Here is a 21929-nt window from a genome sequence, read left to right on the forward strand (position 1 = left end):
GCCTACCCACAGGAAACCAGCTTTTGCCGTTGCTCTGGCTGTTGCTTCGGCCTCTGCGGGTTCCGGGCGCCGCCCGGACGACTACAATCCCGCTCATGCTGAAATTCTCGAATGAACCCCGCCGGGGGCGCCTGTGAGCGGCCGTGGGGGCAATGACGGTCAGGTCCGCATCATCGGTGGTCGCTGGCGTAACACCCGCCTGCCGGTGCCGACCCTGCCGGGGCTGCGTCCCAGCAGCGACCGCGTGCGCGAAACCCTGTTCAACTGGCTGATGCCCAAGCTGGGCGGGGCGCGGGTGCTGGACCTTTTCGCCGGCAGTGGCGCGCTGGGCCTGGAGGCGGTTTCGCGCGGCGCTGCTCACGCCACCCTGGTCGAGCGTGATGCTCAGCTGGGGCGCAACCTGACCGCCGCCGCGACCAGGCTGCAAGCCAGCGACCAGATCACCGTGGTGCAGGCCGATGCCCTGCGCTGGCTGCAAGGGGCGCAGGCGCAGCAGGCCGATCTGGTCTTCATCGACCCGCCGTTCGCCGATGGCCTGTGGCAGGACGTGCTGGCCCAGCTGCCGCGGCACCTGGCCGCCGATGCCTGGCTGTACCTGGAATCGCCGGCCGGCCACGTGCCGGTGCTGCCGCCGGACTGGCTGCTGCACCGCGAGGGCGGCACCCGCGAGGTGCGCTTTGCCCTGTACCGCCGCGCCACTGCTACACTTTGACCTCATCTGAACATCTGCACCCGCCCATGACCGTGGCCAACCGCCGCATTGCCGTGTATCCCGGCACATTCGATCCGATCACCAACGGTCATATCGACCTGGTCAGCCGGGCCGCGCCGCTGTTCGAAAAAGTCGTGGTCGGCGTGGCGCAGAGCCCGTCCAAGGGCCCGGCGCTGCCGCTGGAGCAGCGCGTGCAGCTGGCACGCGGCGCCCTGGCCCATCACGGCAATGTCGAGGTCATCGGCTTCGATACCCTGCTGGCGCATTTCGTACGTTCGGTGCAGGGCGGGGTGCTGCTGCGCGGCCTGCGCGCGGTGTCCGACTTCGAATACGAATTTCAGATGGCCAGCATGAACCGCCACCTGATCCCCGAGGTCGAGACCCTGTTCCTGACCCCGGCCGAGCAGCACAGCTTCATTTCGTCCTCGCTGGTCCGCGAGATCGCCCGCCTGGGTGGCGACGTGTCCGGCTTCGTGCCGGCCGCGGTGCTCGAAGCCCTGCGCAAGGTCCGCGAAGCGAAGGCGGCACAGTCGTAAGCCCCGCTGTACCCGCACCCCATTACGTACACCACCACGCACCATTCCGGGAGGAAACCCATGAACACCACCATGCGCGCGATGCTGATCGCTTCGTTGGCCCTGGCCTTCACCGCCTGCAAGAAGGAAGAGGCCGCTCCGGTCGACGAGGCCAAGCAGGCCCTGGTCGCGCCGTCCAAGGATGACGATGCAGGCTGGAAGAAGTACCTGCAGGAAGTGGCCATCCAGAACATGGGCAACATCAGCAACAGCCCGTTCCTGTACTACCTCTCGCCGGAATCGGACCCGGACTTCCAGGCCAAGTACGAGCGCCAGACCGAGAGCGCGACCCAGGCGGTGGCCCGTGGCGTGCAGCCGGGCAACATGCTGGCCTTCGGTTCGTCGGCCTCGGGCAAGATGGCTGACATGATCCAGGCTGTGTTCAAGGACGTGGCGCCGGATTCGATGAAGGGCGTGCGCGTCGTCTTCATCGGCCAGTCGGCCGACAACGCTCGCGTGCAGGCGGCGGTCCAGCCGACCGGCGCCGAGTACATTTTCGTCGAAGCCAAGTAATACCGAGCCATGGCGGCCATGCTCCGGCATGGCCCGGGCGGCACCCCGCAAGGGTGCCGCTGATGACCTGACCGGCCCGCGCGCCCGCGCTGGCCGGTCCTTTGTCCCAAGGCGCGGGCGAGGAGTATCGCCATGTCGCTGAAAATCAACGAGCTCTGCGTCAACTGCGACGTCTGCGAGCCGGCCTGCCCGAACCAGGCCATTTCGATGGGTGAAACCATCTACGTGATCGACCCTGCGCGGTGCACCGAATGCGTGGGTCATTTCGACGAGCCACAGTGCGTGGTCGTCTGCCCGGTCGAGTGCATCGACCCGGATCCGGAGATCGTGGAAACGGAAGACCAGCTGCTGGCCAAGCTGCGCCAGCTGCAGCACGATCACCCCGAACTCTACGCGGAGCCCCCATCCGAATGAAGACGCTGATCGTTCGCCCCCTGTTGCTGCTCGGCCTGCTGCTGAGCCCGATTGCCTGGGCCGGCAGCCCGGTCCGTGCCGAGCGCCCTGATGGCGCCGCCATTGCCAGCGGCCATGCGCTGGCCACCCAGGCCGGTATCGACATCCTGGCCCAGGGCGGCAACGCCTTCGACGCAGCAGTGGCGGTGTCGTCCACGCTGGCGGTGGTCGAGCCGATCAGTTCCGGTCTGGGCGGTGGCGGCTTCTTCCTGCTGCACGATGCGGCCACCGGAAAGGACGTGATGCTGGACGCGCGCGAGACCGCGCCGGCCGCCGCGACCCCGCAGGCCTTCCTCGACAAGCAGGGCAACCTCGACCGTGACCGCTCGGTCAACGGTGCGTGGTCGGCCGGTATTCCGGGCCTGCCTGCGGCGCTGGTCGAGCTGTCGGCCAAGCACGGCAAGCTGCCGCTGTCGGCATCGCTGCAGCCGGCGATCCGCATCGCGCGCGAAGGCTTCCCGGTCTACGAGCGCATGGCCAAGGGCTATGCCTCTCGCCGTGAGGTGATGGAGCGCTATCCCGGCACCCGTGAGGTCTACCTGCGCAACGGCAAGCCGATCGCCAGCGGTGACCTGTTCAAGCAGCCGGAGCTGGCACAGACGCTGGAGCGCTTGGCCGCAGGTGGCTTCGATGGCTTCTACAAGGGCCAGACCGGAAAGCTGTTGCTGGCCGGCGTGAAGCAGGCCGGCGGCCAGTGGACCGCTGAAGAGCTGGCCGGCTATCGCGTGAAGCAGCGCGAACCGATCGTGTTCAACTACAACGGCTGGAAGATCACCACCGCGCCGCCGCCGTCGTCCGGTGGCATCGCGCTGGCCAGCATGCTGCAGATCCTGGAAGGCTGGGACATCAAGAAGATGGACCCGGCGCACCGCACCCACCTGGTGGTGGAATCGATGCGCCGTGCCTACCGTGACCGCACCTTCTTCCTCGGCGATCCGGACTTCGTGCAGATCCCGCAGAAGGTGCTGACCAGCAAGGACTACGCACAGGGCCTGCGGGCGACCATCCATCCGGAGAAGGCCACGCCCAGCGACCTGCTGTCGGGCAACCCGACCCCGCTGGAAGATGACGAGACCACGCACTTCTCGATCATCGACCGTGACGGCAACCGTGTCGGCGCCACCCAGACCGTCAACCTGCTGTACGGCTCGGGGCTGATTCCGAAGGGCACCGGCGTGCTGCTGAACAACGAGATGGACGACTTCGCGCTGAAACCAGGCACGCCCAATGCATTCGGCGTGATGGGCTACGAGGCCAATGCGCCCAAGCCGGGCAAGCGCATGCTCAGCTCGATGACGCCGACCTTCATGGAAAACAGCGAAAAGGTGATCGTGCTGGGCACCCCGGGTGGCAGCCGTATCATCACCATGGTGCTGCTGGGCATCCTCGGCTACGACGCCGGCCTGGACGCGCAGCAGGTTGCTGCGCTGCCGCGCTATCACCACCAGTGGCTGCCGGACCTGATCGAAGCTGAGGACGATGCATTCGACGCGGCGACGGTGAAGCAGCTGCAGGCGATGGGCCACAAGATCGACCTGCCGGGCAATGTCGCCGCAGGCGGCCGCGGTTCCAGCCACGTGTGGGGCAACCTGCAGACCGTGGAATGGGACCGCAAGGCGAACCGACTGTTCGGCGGCAGCGACCCGCGCAATCCGGTGGGCAGTGCCCAGGTCGTGCCGGCCCATTGACGTGAGAGTGCCGGCCACTGGCCGGCACTTCGGCGGATATCGAAACCCCGTCTTCGCCGGCGGGGTTTTCCGTTTACTTTCTAGCGATTATTTAACGGTCCGGCGCCGATAATCGACACATGAAACTCTGGTCTATTCGTGGAAACTCGCAACGCCTTGATGGCGGCGCGATGTTCGGCAACGCGCCGCGCGCGTTGTGGGAAAAATGGGCGGCTCCGGACGAGCTCAATCGCATCGAGCTGGCCTGCCGTGCGCTGCTTGCCAGTCCGCTGGAAGGCAAGACCGTGCTGTTTGAAACCGGTATCGGGGCGTTCTTCGATCCGCGCATGCGCGAGCGCTACGGCGTGCAGGAAAGTCAGCACGTACTGATCGATTCGTTGCGCGAAGCCGGCTTCGAGCACGAGGATATCGATGTGGTGGTGCTCAGCCACCTGCATTTCGATCATGCTGGCGGCCTGCTGGCGGCATGGAGCGAAGGGCGTGAACCCGAGCTGCTGTTCCCCAACGCGACCTACGTGGTCGGTGCGCAGCATTGGCAGCGCGCCGTGCAGCCACACCCGCGCGATCGGGCCAGTTTCATTCCTGAGCTGCCCGGCCTGCTGCAGGCCAGTGGCCGCCTGGAAGTGGTGGAGGGGGAGTACTCGAAGGCACTTGGCCGCAGCGTGCGCTTCAGCTACAGCGACGGGCATACGCCGGGGCTGATGCTGGCCGAGATCGTTGGTCATGCGCATGCCGGTGAAGATGCGCACGGTGGCGTGGTGTTCTGTGCCGACCTGATCCCGGGGCGCTCATGGGTACACGTGCCGATCACCATGGGCTACGACCGCAACGCCGAGCTGCTGATCGACGAGAAGCGGCAGTTCCTTGAAGACAAGCTGGCGCGCAACGTGCGGCTGTTCTTCACCCACGACCCGCAGGTGGCGCTGGCGCAGCTGGGCCGTGATGACAAGGGACGTTTCGTGACCCTGCACGAACAGGGCGAGCTGAAGGCGCGCGCCCTGGGGTAACGGCAGAGCCGAGCGTGGGCTCGGCTCTACATCACTCGTCGTTACGACGCCTTCAGGCAGCTGCTCATGAAGGTCTTGCGCGCATCGCCTGCCAGCTTCTTCGCACCCGCGTCGGCATTGCACTTGCGCATGCGTTCCTGCTGTGGATTGACCGCCTTGGGTTCGGCGGCGTGGCCGCTGAGGCAGGAACTCTGCGCGGTCTTGTAGGCATCACCCTTCAGCCCCTTGTTCTTGGCCGAACATTCGGCCATGCGCTGCTGCTGCGGGGGGGTGGCGTTGGCAGCCAGGGGCAGGCCAACCAGCAGGACGGCGGCCAGCAGGAAAGCGGCTTTCATCGGAATGCTCCAAGCGCTGGCGGGTGCGCGGAGCATTCGCTTCCGACCGGTAAGGCCACGTGAAGAATCACGCGTCGGCCACGCCCGCGTCCACGGGCGTTCACGTGCCGCGGCGAAGCGCGCCCGCGAGTGGTTGGCGGGTCAGAGCCCTCTCCTGCGGAGAGGGATCCGACCCGTTCACCGGGATTACCCGACGCGGGTTCCGAAGATGCGGTCGCCGGCGTCGCCCAGGCCCGGCAGGATGTAGCCCTTGTCGTTGAGCTGGGCATCGATGGCCGCGGTGTAGATCTCCACGTCCGGATGCACGGCCTTCACTGCTTCGATGCCTTCGGGCGCGGCCACCAGGAAGATGCCCTTGATGCGACGGGCGCCGGCGCGCTTGAGCATGTCGATGGTGGCGATCAGCGTGCCGCCGGTGGCCAGCATCGGGTCGAGGATCAGTGCGTCGCGCTCTTCCAGGCGGCCGGTCAGGCGCTCGAAGTAGGGCACCGGCTGCAGGGTTTCCTCATCGCGCTGCAGGCCCACCACGCTGACACGGGCGGCCGGGATCAGCGACAGCACGCCGCTGAGCATGCCCAGGCCGGCACGCAGGATCGGCACCACGGTGATCTTGGCGCCGGCAATGCGCTGAACCGTCACCGGGCCGGCCCAGCCGGGCAGGGTGTGCGGCTCGGTGTCCAGGTCGGCGGTGGCCTCGTAGGCCAGCAGGGTGCCCAGCTCGTTGGCCAGTTCGCGGAAATCCTTGGTGCTGAGCGCGGCATTGCGCATCAGGCCGATCTTGTGCTGCACCAGCGGATGGCGCACTTCGACGATCTTCATGGTCGGGAAGGGGGGAAAGGAGAGAGAGGACGCCATTTTGCCGGATTGGCGTGTCGAATCCCAAACCGGCCCCGGAGCGGCGTGACCGGAAATGTGCGGATGCATGTCATGGCCATGCAACCTTGCGGACATACCGTGCAGACCCATTCTTAACAGGAATGGGGATTCCCAGTGCATATCAAGACTCCGTTGGCCGTTGCCATCACCCTGACCCTGGCAATGGGGGCCGCAGCACCGCTGCAGGCGGCCGGGCAGCAGGCGGTAGCCGCCACCGGCGCCGTGGCCGCCGACGCGGTCGACCTGGACCGCATCGAAGTACGCGCCCAGCTCGAGTCGCAGATCCGCGCAGTCGACCTCAAGCGCAGCAGCGACGCCATCGAGGATGCAGTGTCCTCCGACGCACTGGGCCAGTACCCGGACAAGAACGTGGCCGAGTCGCTGCAGCGCCTGCCGGGCATCAGCGTGACCCGCGACCAGGGCGAGGGCCGCTTCGTGGTCATCCGCGGCCTGGATGCCAATCTCAACAGCGTCAGCGTGGATGGCATCGCCGTCGGCACGCCGGAAGATTCCAGCCGCGCCGCGCCGCTGGACGTTATCCCGTCCGACTCCACCGAACGCCTGCGCGTGGTCAAGTCGCCGACCCCGGACATGCCCGGTGATGCCATCGGCGGCGCCGTACTGGTGGAATCAGCTTCGGCCTTCGACCGCGACGGTCGCAGCCTGCGTGGCAAGATCGAAGGCAGCCACCAGCAGTTGTCCGGCGAGACCAGCCCCAAGGCCGCCTTCAACTACAGCGAAGTGTTCAACGACACCTTCGGCGTGGCCCTGGGCGTGAACTACCAGAAGCGGAAGTTCGAGTCGGACAACACCGAAGTGGAGTACGACGGCGAGGATGACGCCGCACCTGGCGACGTCACCGCGATCAACCTGCAGCACCGCAAGTACGAGATCGAGCGCAAGCGCATCGGCGCCAACCTCAACCTCGACTGGCGGCCGAACGAAAACAGCAAGTACTACCTGCGCACGCTGTACAGTCAGTTCGATGATGCGGAGACCCGTCAACGCGTGATCTTCAACTTCGATGACGCGAAGATGGTCAAGACCGGCACCGACCAGTACCGCCTGGACGGCATGCCGAAGGATTCCATCGACAAGCGCATGCGCTATCGCACCAAGAAGGAAAACACCTTCGCGGCCAGCCTGGGTGGCGAGAACAAGTTGACCAATGCCGTGGTCGATTACCGGATCGGCTACACCCGTACCGAAGAGCGGGTAAATGACGAGATGGAGGCGCGCTTCAAGCTCAACGGAAAGGCCTTCAACGGCACGCTGGACCAGCGCAGCCGCCTGCCCAGCTACAGCTTCGACAATCCGCAGTGGCTGGACAATGCCAACTACGCGTTCGATCGTTTCGTGATCTCGCCGAAGCAGGTGAATGACAAGGAACACAGCGCGCAGGTCAACGTGCGCTTCGACGGCGACAGCAGCAGCATCAAGTTCGGCCTGCTGGGCCGCTGGCGCGACCGCGACGTGAATGTGGATGAGCGCGAACTGCGCGTCGGCCCGAAGGTGGCGCTGGCGGGCTGGACCACCTCCTCGCCCGAACATCGCCACGGCAACTTCGGCGACGGCATGGATTCGGCGGCGATGCGTGCCTTCTGGGCGGCCAATGGCAGCCAGTACAGCGCCCGCCCGCAGGACGTCGGCGGCAACGCGATGACGTCGCTGGAAGAGGATTACGTGGCCAGCGAAGACATCTTCGCCAGCTACGCCATGGGTACCTGGGACGTGGGCGCACTGCGCATCATCGGCGGTGTTCGCGTGGAAAACACGCAGTTCAAGGCGATCGGCAACCAGGTGGACGTCGCTGCCAACGGCCGCAGCTTCACCGTTGCCCCGCGCGTGGCCAACAGCAGCTACACCAACGTGCTGCCGGGCCTGCACCTGCGCTATGACGCGGCCGATGACTGGGTGCTGCGCGCCTCGGCCAACAAGACCGTATCGCGCCCATCCTTCGGCGACGTTTCGCCGCGCGTGGGTTACAGCCGGGGTGACGAGGAAGTGCGCCTGGGCAACCCGGACCTGGACCCGTACGAGTCGAAGAACATCGACCTCTCGGTGGAGAAGTACATCGGCAGCAGTGGCATCGTTTCGCTGGGCCTGTTCCATAAATCGATCGACGGTTACATCGTGGAGACCGTGCGCACCAATGATCCGGCCTACGGCGGATACGACGTGACCCAACCGATCAATGGCCGCAAGGCCACCGTGCGTGGTGCCGAATTCAATTGGCAGCAGCAGCTGGCCTTCCTGCCGGAGGGCCTGGATGGCCTGCTGGTCGGCGCCAGTGGCACCTGGCTGGATACCGAGTTCGATGCCGGCATCAAGGACCGTGCGGGCGAGGACTTCATGCTGCCGCGCGCTTCCAAGCATGTCTACAGCGCACACATCGGTTATGAAAAGTATGGTGTAAGCACGCGCCTGGCGGCCGTGTACCGCAGCGAGTATCTGGACAGCATCGGCAAGGGCCGCGCGTTCGACATCTACGTGGCACCCAACACCCAGCTCGATTTCTCGCTTGACTACAAGTTCACCCCAAGCGTGAGCGTGTACTTCGAAGCGCAGAACCTGCTGGACAAGCCATTGGAGCTTTACCAGGGCACCCGTTCGCGCACCCTGCAGATGGAAGAGTACGGCCGCACCTATGCGCTGGGCCTGAAGGTGGCGCTGTGAGGGGGCGTGGCTTCACCTTCCTGGCCGCCGCGCTGGCAGCCGCGCTGGTCGCCGGCTGCACGCCGGCCACCGGCACCGATCCGGTTGCGGGACTAGCCGCGCCGGCCGCCGGGGGCGAGCGCGTGGTGACCACCATCGCCGAGGCCTTCCTGTCACCGATGACCCCGGCCGACAACATCGACTCGCCTGCAGCCTGGCGCGCGCCGGACGGCGCGCTGTGGCTGATCGCCACCGCCAAGGCCACCGACAAGCTGGTGGTCTACGACGGCAGCACCGGGCAGCACCTGCGTGACGTCGGCAGCAGCGGCACCGCACCGGGGCAGTTCGACCGCCCAAACGGTATCGCGGTGATCGACGACCTGCTGTGGATCGTGGAGCGCGACAATCACCGTGTGCAGGTGCTGAGCCTGCCGGACTTCACGCCGCTGGCGACGTTCGCTGCCGACGACCTGCGCAAGCCGTACGGGCTGTGGGTCGACCGCCGTGCCGATGGCTACAGCGTCTACGTCACCGACTCCTGGGACAACGGCGAGGATGCGCAGGGGCGTGACATCCTGCCGCCGCTGGCCGAGCTGGACAAGCGCGTGCGCCAGTACCACGTGTCCCGCAATGGCGCGAAGGTCGACGCGAAGCTTGTCGCCAGCATCGGTGACACCACCGAGGCCGGTGCGCTGCGCGTGGTCGAGTCGATCTGGGGCGATCCCGAGAACGACCGCCTGCTGATCGCCGAAGAGGACGAGAGCTACGCCAGCGAGTTCAAGGTCTACACCCTGGCGGGCCGCTTCACCGGCACCACCTTCGGCCGCGACGTTTTCAAGGCACAGGCCGAAGGCGTGACCCTGCGCACCTGTGGCAAGGACGGCTGGTGGATCACCACCGAACAGGGCAAGCAGCGCAGCGTGTTCCACCTGTTCGACCGGCACACGCTGAAACCGGTCGGCGCGTTCCAGGGCAATACCGTGGCCAACACCGATGGCATCTGGATGATGCAGCAACCCAGCGCGCGCTTCCCGCATGGTGCGCTGTACGCCGTGCACGACGACCAGGGCGTGGTGGCCTTCGACTGGGAGAGCATCGCCAAGCAGCTGGCGCTACCGCTGGAGTGTGGTGCATGAGCCGGCACTGCGTGATGCCTACGTTGGCACTGGGCCTGCTGCTGGCCCTCCCGTCGCTGTCGTTCGCAGCAGCCGAAGCCAATACCCAGGTGCCGGCGGGCAGCCGCCACTACGCGGCGACGACGGTACCGGACCGCATCGTCGCCTCCCCGTCGGCCGATCCCAGCCATGGGTTCGCCGTGGCCTGGCGTACCGACGGCAGCGTGCAGGCACCGCTGCTGGAGATTGCCCCCGCCGCAGATTCGCCCGCCATCGAGGGCATCCGCCAGGTGCGCGCAACGACCCGTTCGCTACAGACCGAGAACGGTCTGTCGCATCATCATCGCGCCGACATCAGCGGCCTGCGGCCGGATACCCAGTACGTCTATCGGGTGCAGGGCAACGGCAGCTGGAGCGCCTGGAACCAGCTGCGTACGCTGGCCGCCGCCGACCAGCCGCTGACCCTGCTGTACTTTGGCGACACCCAGAACAAGAACGTCAGCCATGTCAGCCGAGTGGTGCGCGCCGCGCAGAAGGCCGCACCCGAGGCGCGCATGAGCTTGTTCGCTGGCGATCTGGTCAGTGGAGGTGATGGTGCCGATGACAGCGAGTGGGGCGAATGGTTTGCCGCCACCGGTTGGCTGGCGCAGGAGACCCTGGTGGCGCCGGCGATCGGCAACCACGAGTACTTCGAGGAGTTCGAGGACACTCCGCGGGAGCGCCGCGTGCTGGGCCGGCACTGGCCGGTGACGTTCGCGCTGCCGGGCAATGGTGCCACCGCCGCGCACCAGACCAGCTACTGGTTCGATGCGCAGGGCGTGCGCGTGGCCGTGGTCGATGGCACATCGGCACTCGACCTGGGCACCGCCAAGGCACAGGCACAGTGGCTGGACAAGGTGCTGACCGGCAATCGGCAGGCGTGGACCATCGTGCTGCTGCACCAGCCGTTCTACTCGCCGCGCGAAGGGCGCGAGAACGCCGCGTTGCGTGACGTGCTGCTGCCGGTGGTGCGCCGCCACAATGTTGACCTGGTGTTGCAGGGCCACGATCACACCTACGGCCGCCGTGGCGAAGGGCAGGCCGCAACCCCGCAGTACGTGGTGACCGTGGCCGGGCCCAAGCAGTACCGTCTCTCCGACGAGGCGCGAAAGACGATGGATCCGGTGGCCGAGGACACTCAGCTGTTCCAGGTGTTGAACATCGATCCGCAGCGCCTGCGCTATGAGGCGCGTACCGTGACCGGTCGTCTCTACGATGCCTTCGAGTTGCGCCGCGATGCCAAGGGGGGCAAGCAGCGCACGGAGCTGACCGAAGGCCGCATTACGCCACGCGACTGCCCGCGCGCACAGACCGCCAAGGGTCGTACCGACCGCTGCTGGGAATGAGGAGATGCCGATGACCACGCACCGCCGTATCGTTCCTCTCGCTGCCATCGGTGCGGCACTGCTGTTGCTGGCCAGTGCAGTGACCGCTGCCGATACCGTGCTGCACCCGTTCCTGGCCGACCAGCCGAAGCAGGCCCCGGATGAAGTTCACCTGGCGGTGGAGATTCCTGCCGGCAGCTTCACCAAGTACGAGATCAAGGAAGACGGCCTGGTGCATGTGGATCGCTTCCAGTCGATGCCGGTCGCCTATCCGGCCAACTACGGTTCGATGCCGCGCACGCTGGCTGGCGACAACGATCCGCTGGACGCGCTGGTGCTGACCCGTGAACCCCTGCATCCGGGCGTGATCGTGCGCTTCCGGCCGATCGGTTACCTGAAGATGATCGATGGCGGCGAGCACGACGAGAAGATCATCGGCGTACCGACCGACAAGGTCGACCCGACCTACGCCACGATCCGCGATCTGAAGGATCTGCCGGAGGTCGAGCGCCAGCGCATCGAGGCCTTCTTCCGGGTCTACAAGGACCTGCCGGCCGGGCGCAACCCGGTGCAGCTCAACGGTTGGGGCAACGCCGCCGAGGCGAGGGCACTGATCAGCGAAGCGATGAAGCGCTTCGAAAAGTAGATCCACGCCATGCGTGGATTCAGTCCAGCAACGTCTCGATGAACGATTCGGCCTGCAGGCGGTCGCCCAGTACCCGGGCCACCGCCTGTACTGCTGCCTCCTGGTGTTCAGGGCGGATGCCGCCATCATCATCGTCGTTGTAGAGGTCATCGCCGGCATCGAGGTATACCGTGCCCGCTGCAGCCAGAGCCGCCATCAGGGTCGGCACATCGGCGGTGATCTCGCCGGCATCCAGCAGGCCGGCACCGTGATGGCTGAACAGTACACGGCCATCGTCCAGGTCGAGGATGAAGGGATCGGCGCTGCGATCGGCAATCACCAGCCAGTTCGATGGCCAGTCGTTGATCCGTTCGCCGCTGACGCCGTGCCATCGATAGCCGGCCTGCTGGCTCCACAGGCGTTGCAGTGGCGGTATCCAGACATCAAGGCCGGGAACGGTGATGCCGGCGCGGCCAACCCTGGCATTGATCTCTTCGCCCAGCGGCCCCACCTGCGCGTAAAAACGTGCCAGTACGGGGGGCAGCGGGAACGGGCCCTGCCAGTCACGCTCGTGCTGGGCATGCAGCAGCCCGAAGCGGGCGAATGAGGCGTGCAGATCTTCCATGTCAGAGTCCAACGGGTAGCGGCCGTGCAGCCTAGCAGACAGCGTCTGCGCGCATCGCCTTCACCACCGCTGGCTATCATGTGCGCCTTCCACAACGAAGGCAGTGCCTGTGTCGGTAGCGTTGGTATGGTTCCGCCGTGATCTGCGGCTGCAGGACAATCCGGCCCTGCAGGCCGCGCTGGATGCAGGTCACGATGTGGTGCCGGTCTACATCCACGCGCCGCACGAGGAAGGCGAATGGGTGCCCGGTGCGGCCTCCGATGCCTGGCGCCACCGTTCACTGGCCGCGCTGGATGCGGACCTGCGCGCGCGGGGTTCCTCGCTGGTGCTGCGCAGCGGCGATAGCCTGCCGGCCCTGCAGTTGCTGATCGAGCAGGCGGGCGCCGAGGCGGTGTACTGGAACCGCAAGTACGAACCGGCCACACAGCCCCGCGACGCGGCCATCAAGCGCACGCTGCGCGAGCAGGGCATCGACGCGCAGAGCTGCAATGGCAGCCTGTTGTTCGAACCCTGGGACATTGCCACGCAGCAGGGCCAGCCGTACAAGGTATTTACGCCGTACTGGCGCAATGTACTCAGTCATTGGCGCCTGCCGGCACTGCAGGCTGCACCGGAAGCACTGGCGCCGCACGCGGTCGACAGCCTGGCATTGGATGATCTCCAGCTGGCACCGACGCTGGACTGGGATACCGGCTTCTGGGCGCACTGGCAGCCGGGTGAAGCCGGTGCGCTGGAAGCACTGTCCGTCTTTGAAGACGGTGCCCTTCGCGGGTATCGCGAGCAGCGTGACCTGCCGGACCGTGTCGGGACCTCGCGGCTGTCGCCGCACCTGCATTTCGGCGAAATCGCACCCTGGCGGATTGCCCATGCGCTGGAAGGGGTGCGTAGCGCCGGCACCGACGCCGACATCGACGGCTACCTGCGCCAGCTGGGCTGGCGTGACTTCGCCTACCACCTGCTGCATCACTTCCCGAAGACGCCCACCGATAACCTCAACCCGCGCTTCGACCGTTTCCCGTGGGCCACTCCGAGTGCCACGCAGCTGCACGACTGGCAGCGCGGCAATACCGGCGTGCCGATCGTCGATGCCGGCCTGCGCGAGCTGTGGCACACCGGCTACATGCACAACCGGGTGCGGATGATCGTGGCCAGCTACCTGTGCAAGCACCTGCGCGCGCACTGGCTGCATGGCGCGCGCTGGTTCTGGGACACCCTGGTCGATGCCGACCTGGCCAATAACACCATGGGCTGGCAATGGGTGGCCGGGACTGGCGCCGATGCCGCTCCGTACTTCCGGGTGTTCAACCCCGTGACTCAGGCCGAGAAATTCGATCCGCAGGCACGGTACATCAGCCGCTGGGTGCCCGAACTGGCCGCGCTGCCGATGAAGGCCCGGTTTGCGCCGTGGCAGCATCCGCTGCTGCTGGCGGCGCATGCCCCGGGCTATCCGCGTACGCCGCTGGTGGACCTGGCCGCAGGCCGCGACGCCGCATTGGCGGCATACCGCCAGTCGGGGGCGGGGTAAAGGGTGACCCGAGCGATCCGGTCAGTTAGCTGAACGCGGCCCTGTCGGCGCACCGGATCATCATCCCGACGTCGCATCGGGCTGTTTATTCTCTCTGCGCCCGCAAGCCGCCGGCCCGTCCGGAAACCAAGGAGAACCTCATGATCCGCAACACCACCCGCAACGTCGCACTGGCCCTGATGAGTGCGGCCGTCCTGTCGGCCTGCGCCACCGGCGGCTCCTACGTGCAGAGTGACCAGTACGGCAATCCGACCGAGCAGCAGAACCGCACCGGTCGTAACGCGCTGATCGGTACCGCCATCGGCGTGGCAGCCGGCCTGCTGACCGGCGACAGCGCCACCGAGCGCCGCCAGCATGCCCTGATCGGCGCCGGTATCGGTGCGCTCAGCGGCGCCGCGGTCGGCCAGTACCAGGATCGCCAGGAACGCGCGCTGCGCGAGCGCACCGCCAACACCGGCATCGATGTGCAGCGCCAGGGCGACAACATCATGCTGAACCTGCCGGACGGCATCACCTTCGATTTCGGCAAGGCCACCCTGAAGCCGCAGTTCTACGGCTCGCTCAACGGCGTCGCCGGCACGCTGCGTGAGTACAACCAGACCATGATCGAAGTGGTCGGCCACACCGACAGCATCGGCAGCGACGCTGTGAACAACCGACTGTCGAAGGAACGCGCCGACTCGGTCGCCCAGTACCTGATCGGCCAGGGCGTGCAGAGCGTACGTATCGAAACCCTGGGCGCCGGCAAGGCGTATCCGATTGCCGACAACAGCACCGACGCCGGCCGTGCCAAGAACCGCCGCGTCGAGATTCGGGTGATTCCGCTCAAGCAGTAACGCGGAGCGTTACTGCTTGAGCCGGTCCGGCCATCGGCCGGAACGAAAATGCCGCCCTTGCAGGCGGCATTTTTGTGGGTGCCGAGCGTTGCTCGGCACGCCGATGGCGTATGCGGAGTCTAGCCGTGCTCGACTCTACAGAAGCCGGCATCGCGCGCCCGGGTAGAGCCACGCCATGCGTGGATACCCCCGGCTACGCCGCCGAAGCGGCCACCTTCTCCAGGATCCGCTTGCCACTGCTTTCCAGCGCGGCATCTTCCTGTGCCTTCTGCTGCTGCGCCAGCTTCGCACCCGGGCACTGCGCCAGCATGTAATTGGCGTCGAAGTTGAGCTTCTCGACCAGGAAGTCGACAAACGCACGCACCTTTGGCGAGACCAGGCGGCCGCCGGCGAACACGGCGTTGAAGTCCACTTCCGGGCCGGTCCAGCCGGCCAGCACGCGGCGCACCATGCCCGATTCAACGAACGGCTTGGCCATCACGTCGCCGGTCAGCAGCAGGCCTTCGCCACAGACCAATGCACCATTCAACGCAGACATGTCGTTGGCGGTCATCAGCGGGGTAACCGGGAAGTCGCGCAGTTCCCCACCGTTCTCGCCCAGCTGCCAGGTGAAGCGCGGCGAGTTGCCGGTGTGGTACGGCTTGCGCATCGCAAGGATGCGATGGAACTGCAGTTCTTCCGGATGCAGCGGCTCGCCGTAGCGCTCGATGTAGGCCGGGCTGGCGAACACCTGCGTCCGCAGGCTGCCCAGCTTGCGCGCGACCAGATTGGAATCGGGCAGGGCACCCACGCGCAGCGCCAGGTCCGCTTCACCGGCGATCAGGTCCAGCTTTTCGTTGCCCATGTGCATGTCCAGGCGGATCTCCGGGTACTGCGCATGGAACTGGCCCAGCAGCGGGGCGATCCAGGTGATGCCGATCGAATAGGGCACGGTGAAGCGCAGCCAGCCGCGCGGGCCGGACTGCAGCTGGCTCACCGCGCTTTCGGCCTCTTCAAGCTCGCGTGCGATGCGCTGGCAATGTTCGTGGTAGATCGAACCAGCTTCGGTCAGGCCGAGGCGGCGCGTGGTCCGGTGCAGCAGGCGCGCGCCCAAGCGCGTTTCCAGCTCCTGCACTTTGCGGCTGACCGTGGTCTTGGGCAGGCCGAGCGATTTGGCAGCGGCAATGAAGCTGCCTTGCTCGACCACTTTGACGAAGATCAGCGTCTCGTTGAGATCGTGGGACATGGTCGGATCCTGGACGTCGGGGATGGGACAATCGTGACAGAACGATTGGACCGGGAGCGGGATGATTATTCCCCTTAATCAGGACTAATCAAGTAAAGGTTTGAGGTCTATCGTGGCGCCATTCGTTAATTGGAGCCCGTCCGCCATGAGCCTGCGCAACATTCTTGCCCGACTCCGGAACGCCGGCCAGAGCACCCTGGACCTGGCGATGACCGTCGAAGCCCGTCCGAGTTCCTTGGTACACAAGGACTTTCGTGAGTTTACCGCGCCCATGCGTCAGCAGCGTGGCGGCGCCATCCGCTTGGCCCCTCCCAAGGGTGACCGGCTGCGCCGGATCGGGACTATCCCGGATTTGGGAGGAAATGTCCCGTGAATGGGATACTGACGCCTGAAGTTCTGGTCCTCGGTGGTACCGGTGCCGTGGGCCAGGGCGTGGTCGGCGCCTTGCTGGAAGCCGGCAGCCCGGTGCTGGTGGTCGGTCGCGATCCGGGCCGGCTGGCTGCGCTGCATGAGCAGTTCGCCGATGAGCCGGGCCTGGAGACGCTGCTGGGTTCACTCAGCGATGATGGCTCGGCACGCGCCCTGGCCGAACGCATCGGGCAGCGCCCGCGTCCGTTGGCCGCGGTGATCGCGGCCATGGGCGGGCCCTACCGTCGCGGCCGGGTGATCGACCGCAAAGGCGATGAGCTGCTGGGCGCGATGCAGGCCGACCTGATGCCGCACGTGCACGCGGTGCGCCACCTGCTGCCGCTGCTGCAGGACAACGTGCATGCACGGCGCTACGTGATGATCGGCAGCCCGGCCAGCGCCAAGCCCTGGGCGGGCTACGGCGAGACCTCGATCACTACTGCCGCGCTGCGCATGTACGCGCAGGTGGTGCATCAGGAAGCGCAGGCGCTGGGCGTGCGCGCGCAGATGCTGGAAGTCTGCAGCCCGGTGTGTACCCCGGCCAACGCGGCCAACGCCTGCATCGAGTGGCCCAGCTCGCTGCTGGTCGGCCGCCGCGTGGTCTCGCTGCTCGATGGTTGCCGGGACAACCGCGCCATCGTCCGCTGCGACAGCAGCGATGCCGAACTGCCACGCGGCCTGCTGCACCTGGAAGTTCCCCCTTTGTGGCGCGATACCGCAGGCGTCGCTTGACCTCGACCAAGGTTGAGGTCGCAGTATGCGCCGCCGATTTTTGCAACACGTTCCCATATTGCTGTACCACCCCTCCGTACGGATGCATGCCATGACTTCCCCCAATACCACCCCACATCGTTTCGGCCATCGCATTGCGATGGTTGGCGTGTCGATCCTCGCCGCGGCCGTGCTGGCGGCCTGCAGCGGCGGCCATGCCGAAGAGGCCGGTGCACCGCCGCCGCCGCAGGTCAGCGCCGCGCCGGTGCTGGTCAAGCAGGTCAGCCAGTGGGACGAGTTCAGCGGCCGCGTCGAAGCGGTACAGAGCGTTGAACTGCGCCCGCGCGTGTCCGGCTACATCGACAAGGTCAACTACGTCGAAGGCCAGGAAGTGAAGAAGGGCGATGTGCTCTTCACCATCGACGCCCGCAGCTACCAGGCCGAGTACGACCGCGCAGCCGCCGAGCTGGCCCGTGCCCGCACCCAGGCCAGCCTGGCCCGCAGCGAGTCCGAGCGTGCCAAGCGGCTGTCCGAGCAGCAGGCGATCTCCACCGAGACCGCCGAGCAGCGTCGCGCGGCTGCCGACCAGGCGGGGGCTGCCGTGCAGGCCGCACAGGCGGCCCTGGATGCAGCCCGGCTCAACCTGGAATTCACCAAGGTGCGCGCGCCGATTGACGGCCGTGCCGGCCGCGCGATGGTCACCGCCGGCAACCTGGTCACTGCTGGCGACAGCGCCAGCGTGCTGACCACGCTGGTCTCGCTGGACACGGTGTTCGTCTACTTCGATGCCGACGAGAGCACTTTCCTGCGCTACGCCCAGATGGCGCGCAAGGGCGAGCGCCCGAGCGAGCGGGACAGCGAGCTGCCGGTGAAGGTCGGCCTGTCGGGGGAAGAGGGCTATCCGCACTCGGGCAAGGTCGATTTCCTCGACAACCAGGTGGCGCGCAGCACCGGCACCATCCGCGTCCGTGCGCTGCTGGACAACGCCGACCGCCAGTTCACACCGGGCCTGTTCGCCCGCGTGCAGCTGCTTGGCAGCGGCCAGTTCCAGGCCCTGCTGATCGATGACAAGGCCGTGCTGACCGACCAGGACCGCAAGTACGTCTATGTGGTCGACAAGGATGGCAAGGCCCAGCGCCGCGACATCCAGCTCGGCCGCACCGCCGATGGCCTGCGTATTGTCGAGCACGGCCTTGCCGCCGGTGACAAGGTCATCATCGACGGTGTGCAGAAGGTCTTCATGCCGGGCATGCCGGTGCAGGCCAAGGCGGTGGCCATGCAGCCACCGGCCGCAAAGCCCGCACCGGGCCGCGATGCCACCGCTGCGCTGAACCACTGATCCGCCCGCTCCTGATCCGCGTCCCCGCTTAGCTGCCGGCGCCAGCGGCAGTCTTCCCTGCCTTCGTCATATTGGCGAGGGGCGGGGCGGCTGTTGCCCGCCGAATGCCTTTCCCAGGAATTCCTCCATGGACTTTTCCCGCTTCTTCATCGACAGGCCGATCTTCGCGGCGGTGCTGTCGATCGTGATCTTCGCCGCAGGCCTGATCACGATTCCAATCCTGCCGATCAGCGAGTACCCCGAAGTGGTGCCGCCGTCGGTGGTCGTGCGCACGGTCTATCCGGGCGCCAACCCCAAGGTCATTGCCGAGACCGTTGCTACCCCGCTCGAAGAGGCGATCAACGGCGTCGAAGGCATGATGTACCTGAAGTCGGTTGCCGGCTCGGACGGCGTGCTGCAGATGACCGTCACCTTCCGCCCGGGCACCGACCCGGACGCGGCGGCGGTGAAGGTGCAGAACCGCGTGGCGCAGGCACAGGCACGCCTGCCCGAGGACGTGCGCCGGCAGGGCGTGACCACGCAGAAGCAGTCGCCCACCTTCCTGATGGTGGTGCACCTGACCTCGCCGCAAGGCAAGTACGACACTCTGTACCTGCGCAACTACGCGCGCCTGCACGTCAAGGATGCGCTGGCGCGTATTCCGGGCGTGGGTGACGCGCAGATCTTCGGTGGCGGCGACTACGCCATGCGTGCCTGGCTGGACCCGGACAAGGTGGCGTCGCGCGGCCTGACCGCCAGCGACGTGGTGCGCGCCATGCGCGAGCAGAACGTGCAGGTGTCGGCCGGCCAGCTCGGCGCCGAACCGCTGCCGGACAGCAAGTTCCTGACCCTCATCAATGCCCAGGGCCGGCTGAAGACCGAAAAGGAATTCGGCGACATCGTGCTCAAGAGCGGCACGGATGGCGAGATCGTGCGCCTGTCCGACGTGGCCCGCCTGGAACTGGGCGCGGGCGACTACACCCTGCGGTCGCAGCTGGACGGCAAGAACGCGGTGGGTATCGGCATCTTCCAGTCGCCGGGTGCCAACGCGCTGGAAATCCGCGACCAGGTCATCTCGACGATGGACGAGATGCAGAAGACCATGCCGGCCGATGTGAAGTACGAAGCGGTGTATGACACCACCATCTTCGTGCGCGACTCGATCAAGGCCGTGGTCTCCACGCTGCTGGAAGCGATCGCCCTGGTGGTGCTGGTGGTGATCCTGTTCCTGCAGACCTGGCGTGCGTCGATCATTCCGTTGATCGCGGTGCCGGTGTCGGTGGTGGGTACCTTTGCCGCGCTGTACCTGCTGGGCTTCTCGATCAACACGCTGAGCCTGTTCGGCCTGGTGCTGGCGATCGGCATCGTGGTCGACGATGCGATCGTGGTGGTGGAGAACGTCGAGCGCAACATCGAGGAAGGCCTGTCGCCCACTGCGGCGGCACACCAGGCCATGCGCGAAGTGTCCGGCCCGATCGTGGCGATCGCGCTGGTGCTGTGTGCCGTGTTCGTGCCGATGGCGTTCCTGTCGGGGGTCACCGGCCAGTTCTACAAGCAGTTCGCCGTCACCATCGCCATCTCCACGGTGATCTCGGCGATCAACTCGCTGACCCTGTCGCCGGCCCTGGCCGCGCGCCTGCTGAAGGCCCATGGTGCGCCGAAGGACGGCCCGAGCCGCCTGATCGACCGCCTGTTCGGCTGGGTGTTCCGTCCGTTCAACCGCTTCTTCAAGTCCAGCTCGGAGAAGTACGAACGTGGCGTGGCCCGCATCCTCGGCCGTCGTGGTGCGGTGTTCGTGGTCTACGCGATCCTGCTGGTCGGTACCGGCGTGATCTTCAAGCTGGTGCCGCCGGGCTTCATCCCGACCCAGGACAAGCTGTACCTGATTGCCGGCGTGAAGCTGCCGGAAGGCTCGTCGATCGCGCGTACCGACGAAATGCTGCGCAAGGTGGCCAAGATCGCCCAGGAAACCGATGGCGTGGCCCACACCATCTCGTTCCCGGGTTTGAATGCACTGCAGTTCACCAACACGCCCAACACCGGTGTGGCGTTCATTCCGCTCAAGCCGTTCGCCGAGCGCCATGGCCGCACTGCCGCGCAGATCAACGCCGAGATCAATCAGAAGATCGCTGGCCTGCAGGAGGGCTTCGCGTTCGCGATGATGCCGCCGCCGATCCTCGGCCTGGGTAACGGCAACGGCTACCAGATGTTCATCGAGGACCGCGGCAACCTGGGCTACGGCGCACTGCAGAATGCCGTGCAGGCGATGCAGGGCACCGTTGCGCAGACCCCGGGCATGGCCTTCCCGATTTCCAGCTACCAGGCCAATGTACCGCAGCTGGATGCCGAGGTGGACCGCGTCAAGGCCAAGGCACAGGGCGTGCAGCTCACTGAGTTGTTCGACACGTTGCAGACCTACCTGGGTTCGGCCTACGTCAACGACTTCAACCAGTTCGGCCGTACCTGGCAGGTGATCGCCCAGGCCGACGGTCCGTTCCGCGAGACGGTCGAGGACATCGGCAAGCTGCGCACCCGCAACGATCGTGGCGAGATGGTGCCGATCGGTTCGATGGTCACCATCAAGCAGACCTTCGGCCCGGATCCGGTGCTGCGCTTCAATGGCTACCCGGCAGCGGACCTGGCCGGCGAGGCCGACCCGCGCCTGCTGTCCTCGGCCGAGGCGATGACCAAGCTGACCGAGATCGCCGGCAAAGTGCTGCCGGTGGGCATGACCACCGAATGGACCGACCTGAGCTACCAGCAGGCGACCCAGGGCAAGGCAGCCTTCATCGTGTTCCCGGTGGCGATCATGCTGGCCTTCCTGGTGCTGGCCGCGCTGTACGAGAGCTGGTCGCTGCCGCTGGCGGTGATCCTGATCGTGCCCATGACCCTGCTGTCGGCGCTGTTCGGCGTGTGGCTGACCGGTGGTGACAACAACGTGTTCGTGCAGGTCGGCCTGGTGGTGCTGATGGGCCTGGCGTGCAAGAACGCAATCCTGATCGTCGAATTCGCCAGAGAGCTGGAGATGGGCGGCAAGGGCATCGTTGAAGCCGCGCTGGAAGCCTGCCGCCTGCGACTGCGCCCGATCGTGATGACCTCCATCGCGTTCATCGCCGGCACCGTGCCGCTGGTGCTGTCGCACGGCGCAGGCGCCGAGGTGCGCTCGGTGACCGGTATCACCGTGTTTGCGGGCATGCTGGGCGTGACCCTGTTCGGCCTGTTCCTCACCCCGGTGTTCTACGTGGCACTGCGCAAGCTGGTTACCCGCAACGGTGGCGGCCAGCTGGTGCAGCATGGCGAACCGACCATCCATCACTGACATGGAACCCCGCCGCCGCCGGCTACCGGCCGGCGGCGGCTTTT

Annotated in this window: 20 protein-coding genes; 16 read left to right on the forward strand and 4 right to left on the reverse strand. The window is 66.4% G+C overall.

Annotated elements, in window-relative coordinates; all coding sequences use genetic code 11:
* Positions 1-133 precede the first annotated feature (133 nt).
* The 6 genes from rsmD (at position 134) to N5C25_RS01785 (ending at position 4948) form a co-directional block, all read left to right on the forward strand.
* On the forward strand, positions 134-712 hold the full coding sequence (rsmD, locus tag N5C25_RS01760) for a 16S rRNA (guanine(966)-N(2))-methyltransferase RsmD (RefSeq protein ID WP_251102729.1): 579 nt from the start codon (positions 134-136) through the stop codon (positions 710-712).
* A 26-nt stretch (positions 713-738) separates the two neighbouring features.
* A complete protein-coding gene (coaD, locus tag N5C25_RS01765; RefSeq protein ID WP_005416145.1) occupies positions 739-1248 on the forward strand; it encodes a pantetheine-phosphate adenylyltransferase in 510 nt (169 codons plus the stop codon).
* Positions 1249-1308: 60 nt separating this feature from the next.
* Entirely contained in the window at positions 1309-1800 is a 492-nt protein-coding gene (locus N5C25_RS01770; protein ID WP_010484374.1) for a hypothetical protein, read from the forward strand.
* Positions 1801-1932: 132 nt separating this feature from the next.
* Positions 1933-2214 carry a YfhL family 4Fe-4S dicluster ferredoxin gene (locus N5C25_RS01775; protein ID WP_010484376.1) on the forward strand — a complete coding sequence of 94 codons (282 nt, stop codon included), beginning with the start codon at positions 1933-1935 and terminating at the stop codon, positions 2212-2214.
* On the forward strand, positions 2211-3941 hold the full coding sequence (gene ggt, locus N5C25_RS01780; RefSeq protein ID WP_251102728.1) for a gamma-glutamyltransferase: 1731 nt from the start codon (positions 2211-2213) through the stop codon (positions 3939-3941). Before N5C25_RS01775 ends, ggt begins: the two co-directional genes overlap by 4 nt.
* A 119-nt stretch (positions 3942-4060) precedes the next feature.
* Positions 4061-4948, forward strand: coding sequence for an MBL fold metallo-hydrolase (locus tag N5C25_RS01785; protein ID WP_019661213.1), 888 nt, complete (start codon positions 4061-4063; stop codon positions 4946-4948).
* Between the two features lie 41 nt (positions 4949-4989).
* On the opposite strand, the gene N5C25_RS01790 is transcribed toward N5C25_RS01785, so the two are convergent.
* Together N5C25_RS01790 and upp are read right to left on the reverse strand one after the other, a co-directional pair.
* Positions 4990-5283 carry a PsiF family protein gene (locus N5C25_RS01790; RefSeq protein WP_279936224.1) on the reverse strand — a complete coding sequence of 98 codons (294 nt, stop codon included), beginning with the start codon at positions 5281-5283 and terminating at the stop codon, positions 4990-4992.
* A 186-nt stretch (positions 5284-5469) separates the two neighbouring features.
* A complete protein-coding gene (gene upp, locus N5C25_RS01795; RefSeq protein WP_005409099.1) occupies positions 5470-6102 on the reverse strand; it encodes a uracil phosphoribosyltransferase in 633 nt (210 codons plus the stop codon).
* Positions 6103-6273: 171 nt separating this feature from the next.
* Between upp and N5C25_RS01800 the strand changes: the two genes are divergently transcribed.
* From N5C25_RS01800 to N5C25_RS01815, 4 genes are read left to right on the forward strand one after another with little or no spacing between them, the layout of a single operon-like run.
* Entirely contained in the window at positions 6274-8835 is a 2562-nt protein-coding gene (locus tag N5C25_RS01800) for a TonB-dependent receptor (protein ID WP_251102726.1), read from the forward strand.
* On the forward strand, positions 8832-9950 hold the full coding sequence (locus N5C25_RS01805) for a phytase (protein ID WP_279936225.1): 1119 nt from the start codon (positions 8832-8834) through the stop codon (positions 9948-9950). Before N5C25_RS01800 ends, N5C25_RS01805 begins: the two co-directional genes overlap by 4 nt.
* 14 nt (positions 9951-9964) lie before the next feature.
* Complete coding sequence (locus tag N5C25_RS01810) at positions 9965-11314, forward strand: metallophosphoesterase family protein (protein WP_279936315.1); 1350 nt, start codon at positions 9965-9967, stop codon at positions 11312-11314.
* A 10-nt stretch (positions 11315-11324) separates the two neighbouring features.
* Positions 11325-11939, forward strand: coding sequence for an inorganic diphosphatase (locus N5C25_RS01815; protein ID WP_021203979.1), 615 nt, complete (start codon positions 11325-11327; stop codon positions 11937-11939).
* 19 nt (positions 11940-11958) lie between these two features.
* Here N5C25_RS01815 and N5C25_RS01820 read toward each other — a convergent pair whose 3' ends face one another.
* Entirely contained in the window at positions 11959-12543 is a 585-nt protein-coding gene (locus N5C25_RS01820) for a hypothetical protein (RefSeq protein ID WP_134730638.1), read from the reverse strand.
* A 109-nt stretch (positions 12544-12652) separates the two neighbouring features.
* Between N5C25_RS01820 and N5C25_RS01825 the strand changes: the two genes are divergently transcribed.
* Positions 12653-14068 carry a deoxyribodipyrimidine photo-lyase gene (locus N5C25_RS01825; RefSeq protein ID WP_251102724.1) on the forward strand — a complete coding sequence of 472 codons (1416 nt, stop codon included), beginning with the start codon at positions 12653-12655 and terminating at the stop codon, positions 14066-14068.
* A 140-nt stretch (positions 14069-14208) separates the two neighbouring features.
* The gene (locus N5C25_RS01830; protein ID WP_005416156.1) at positions 14209-14904 is read left to right on the forward strand and encodes an OmpA family lipoprotein; all 696 of its coding nucleotides are present in this window, start codon (positions 14209-14211) and stop codon (positions 14902-14904) included.
* Between the two features lie 193 nt (positions 14905-15097).
* On the opposite strand, the gene N5C25_RS01835 is transcribed toward N5C25_RS01830, so the two are convergent.
* Complete coding sequence (locus N5C25_RS01835; protein ID WP_005416157.1) at positions 15098-16129, reverse strand: LysR family transcriptional regulator; 1032 nt, start codon at positions 16127-16129, stop codon at positions 15098-15100.
* A 145-nt stretch (positions 16130-16274) separates the two neighbouring features.
* On the opposite strand from N5C25_RS01835, the gene N5C25_RS01840 reads away from it, so the two are divergent.
* The 4 genes from N5C25_RS01840 (at position 16275) to N5C25_RS01855 (ending at position 21885) form a co-directional block, all read left to right on the forward strand.
* Positions 16275-16502 (forward strand): hypothetical protein, encoded by a 228-nt coding sequence (locus N5C25_RS01840; RefSeq protein ID WP_058980293.1) that lies wholly within the window; start codon positions 16275-16277, stop codon positions 16500-16502.
* Positions 16499-17269, forward strand: a complete 771-nt coding sequence (locus N5C25_RS01845; RefSeq protein ID WP_058980294.1) for an SDR family oxidoreductase — start codon at positions 16499-16501, stop codon at positions 17267-17269. Before N5C25_RS01840 ends, N5C25_RS01845 begins: the two co-directional genes overlap by 4 nt.
* A gap of 91 nt (positions 17270-17360) precedes the next feature.
* Positions 17361-18587, forward strand: coding sequence for an efflux RND transporter periplasmic adaptor subunit (locus tag N5C25_RS01850; RefSeq protein WP_019661223.1), 1227 nt, complete (start codon positions 17361-17363; stop codon positions 18585-18587).
* Positions 18588-18714: 127 nt separating this feature from the next.
* A complete protein-coding gene (locus N5C25_RS01855; RefSeq protein WP_099494590.1) occupies positions 18715-21885 on the forward strand; it encodes a multidrug efflux RND transporter permease subunit in 3171 nt (1056 codons plus the stop codon).
* Positions 21886-21929 lie beyond the last annotated feature (44 nt).

Source organism: Stenotrophomonas sp. GD03958, assembly GCF_029839005.1.
Taxonomy (GTDB): Bacteria; Pseudomonadota; Gammaproteobacteria; order Xanthomonadales; family Xanthomonadaceae; genus Stenotrophomonas; species Stenotrophomonas hibiscicola.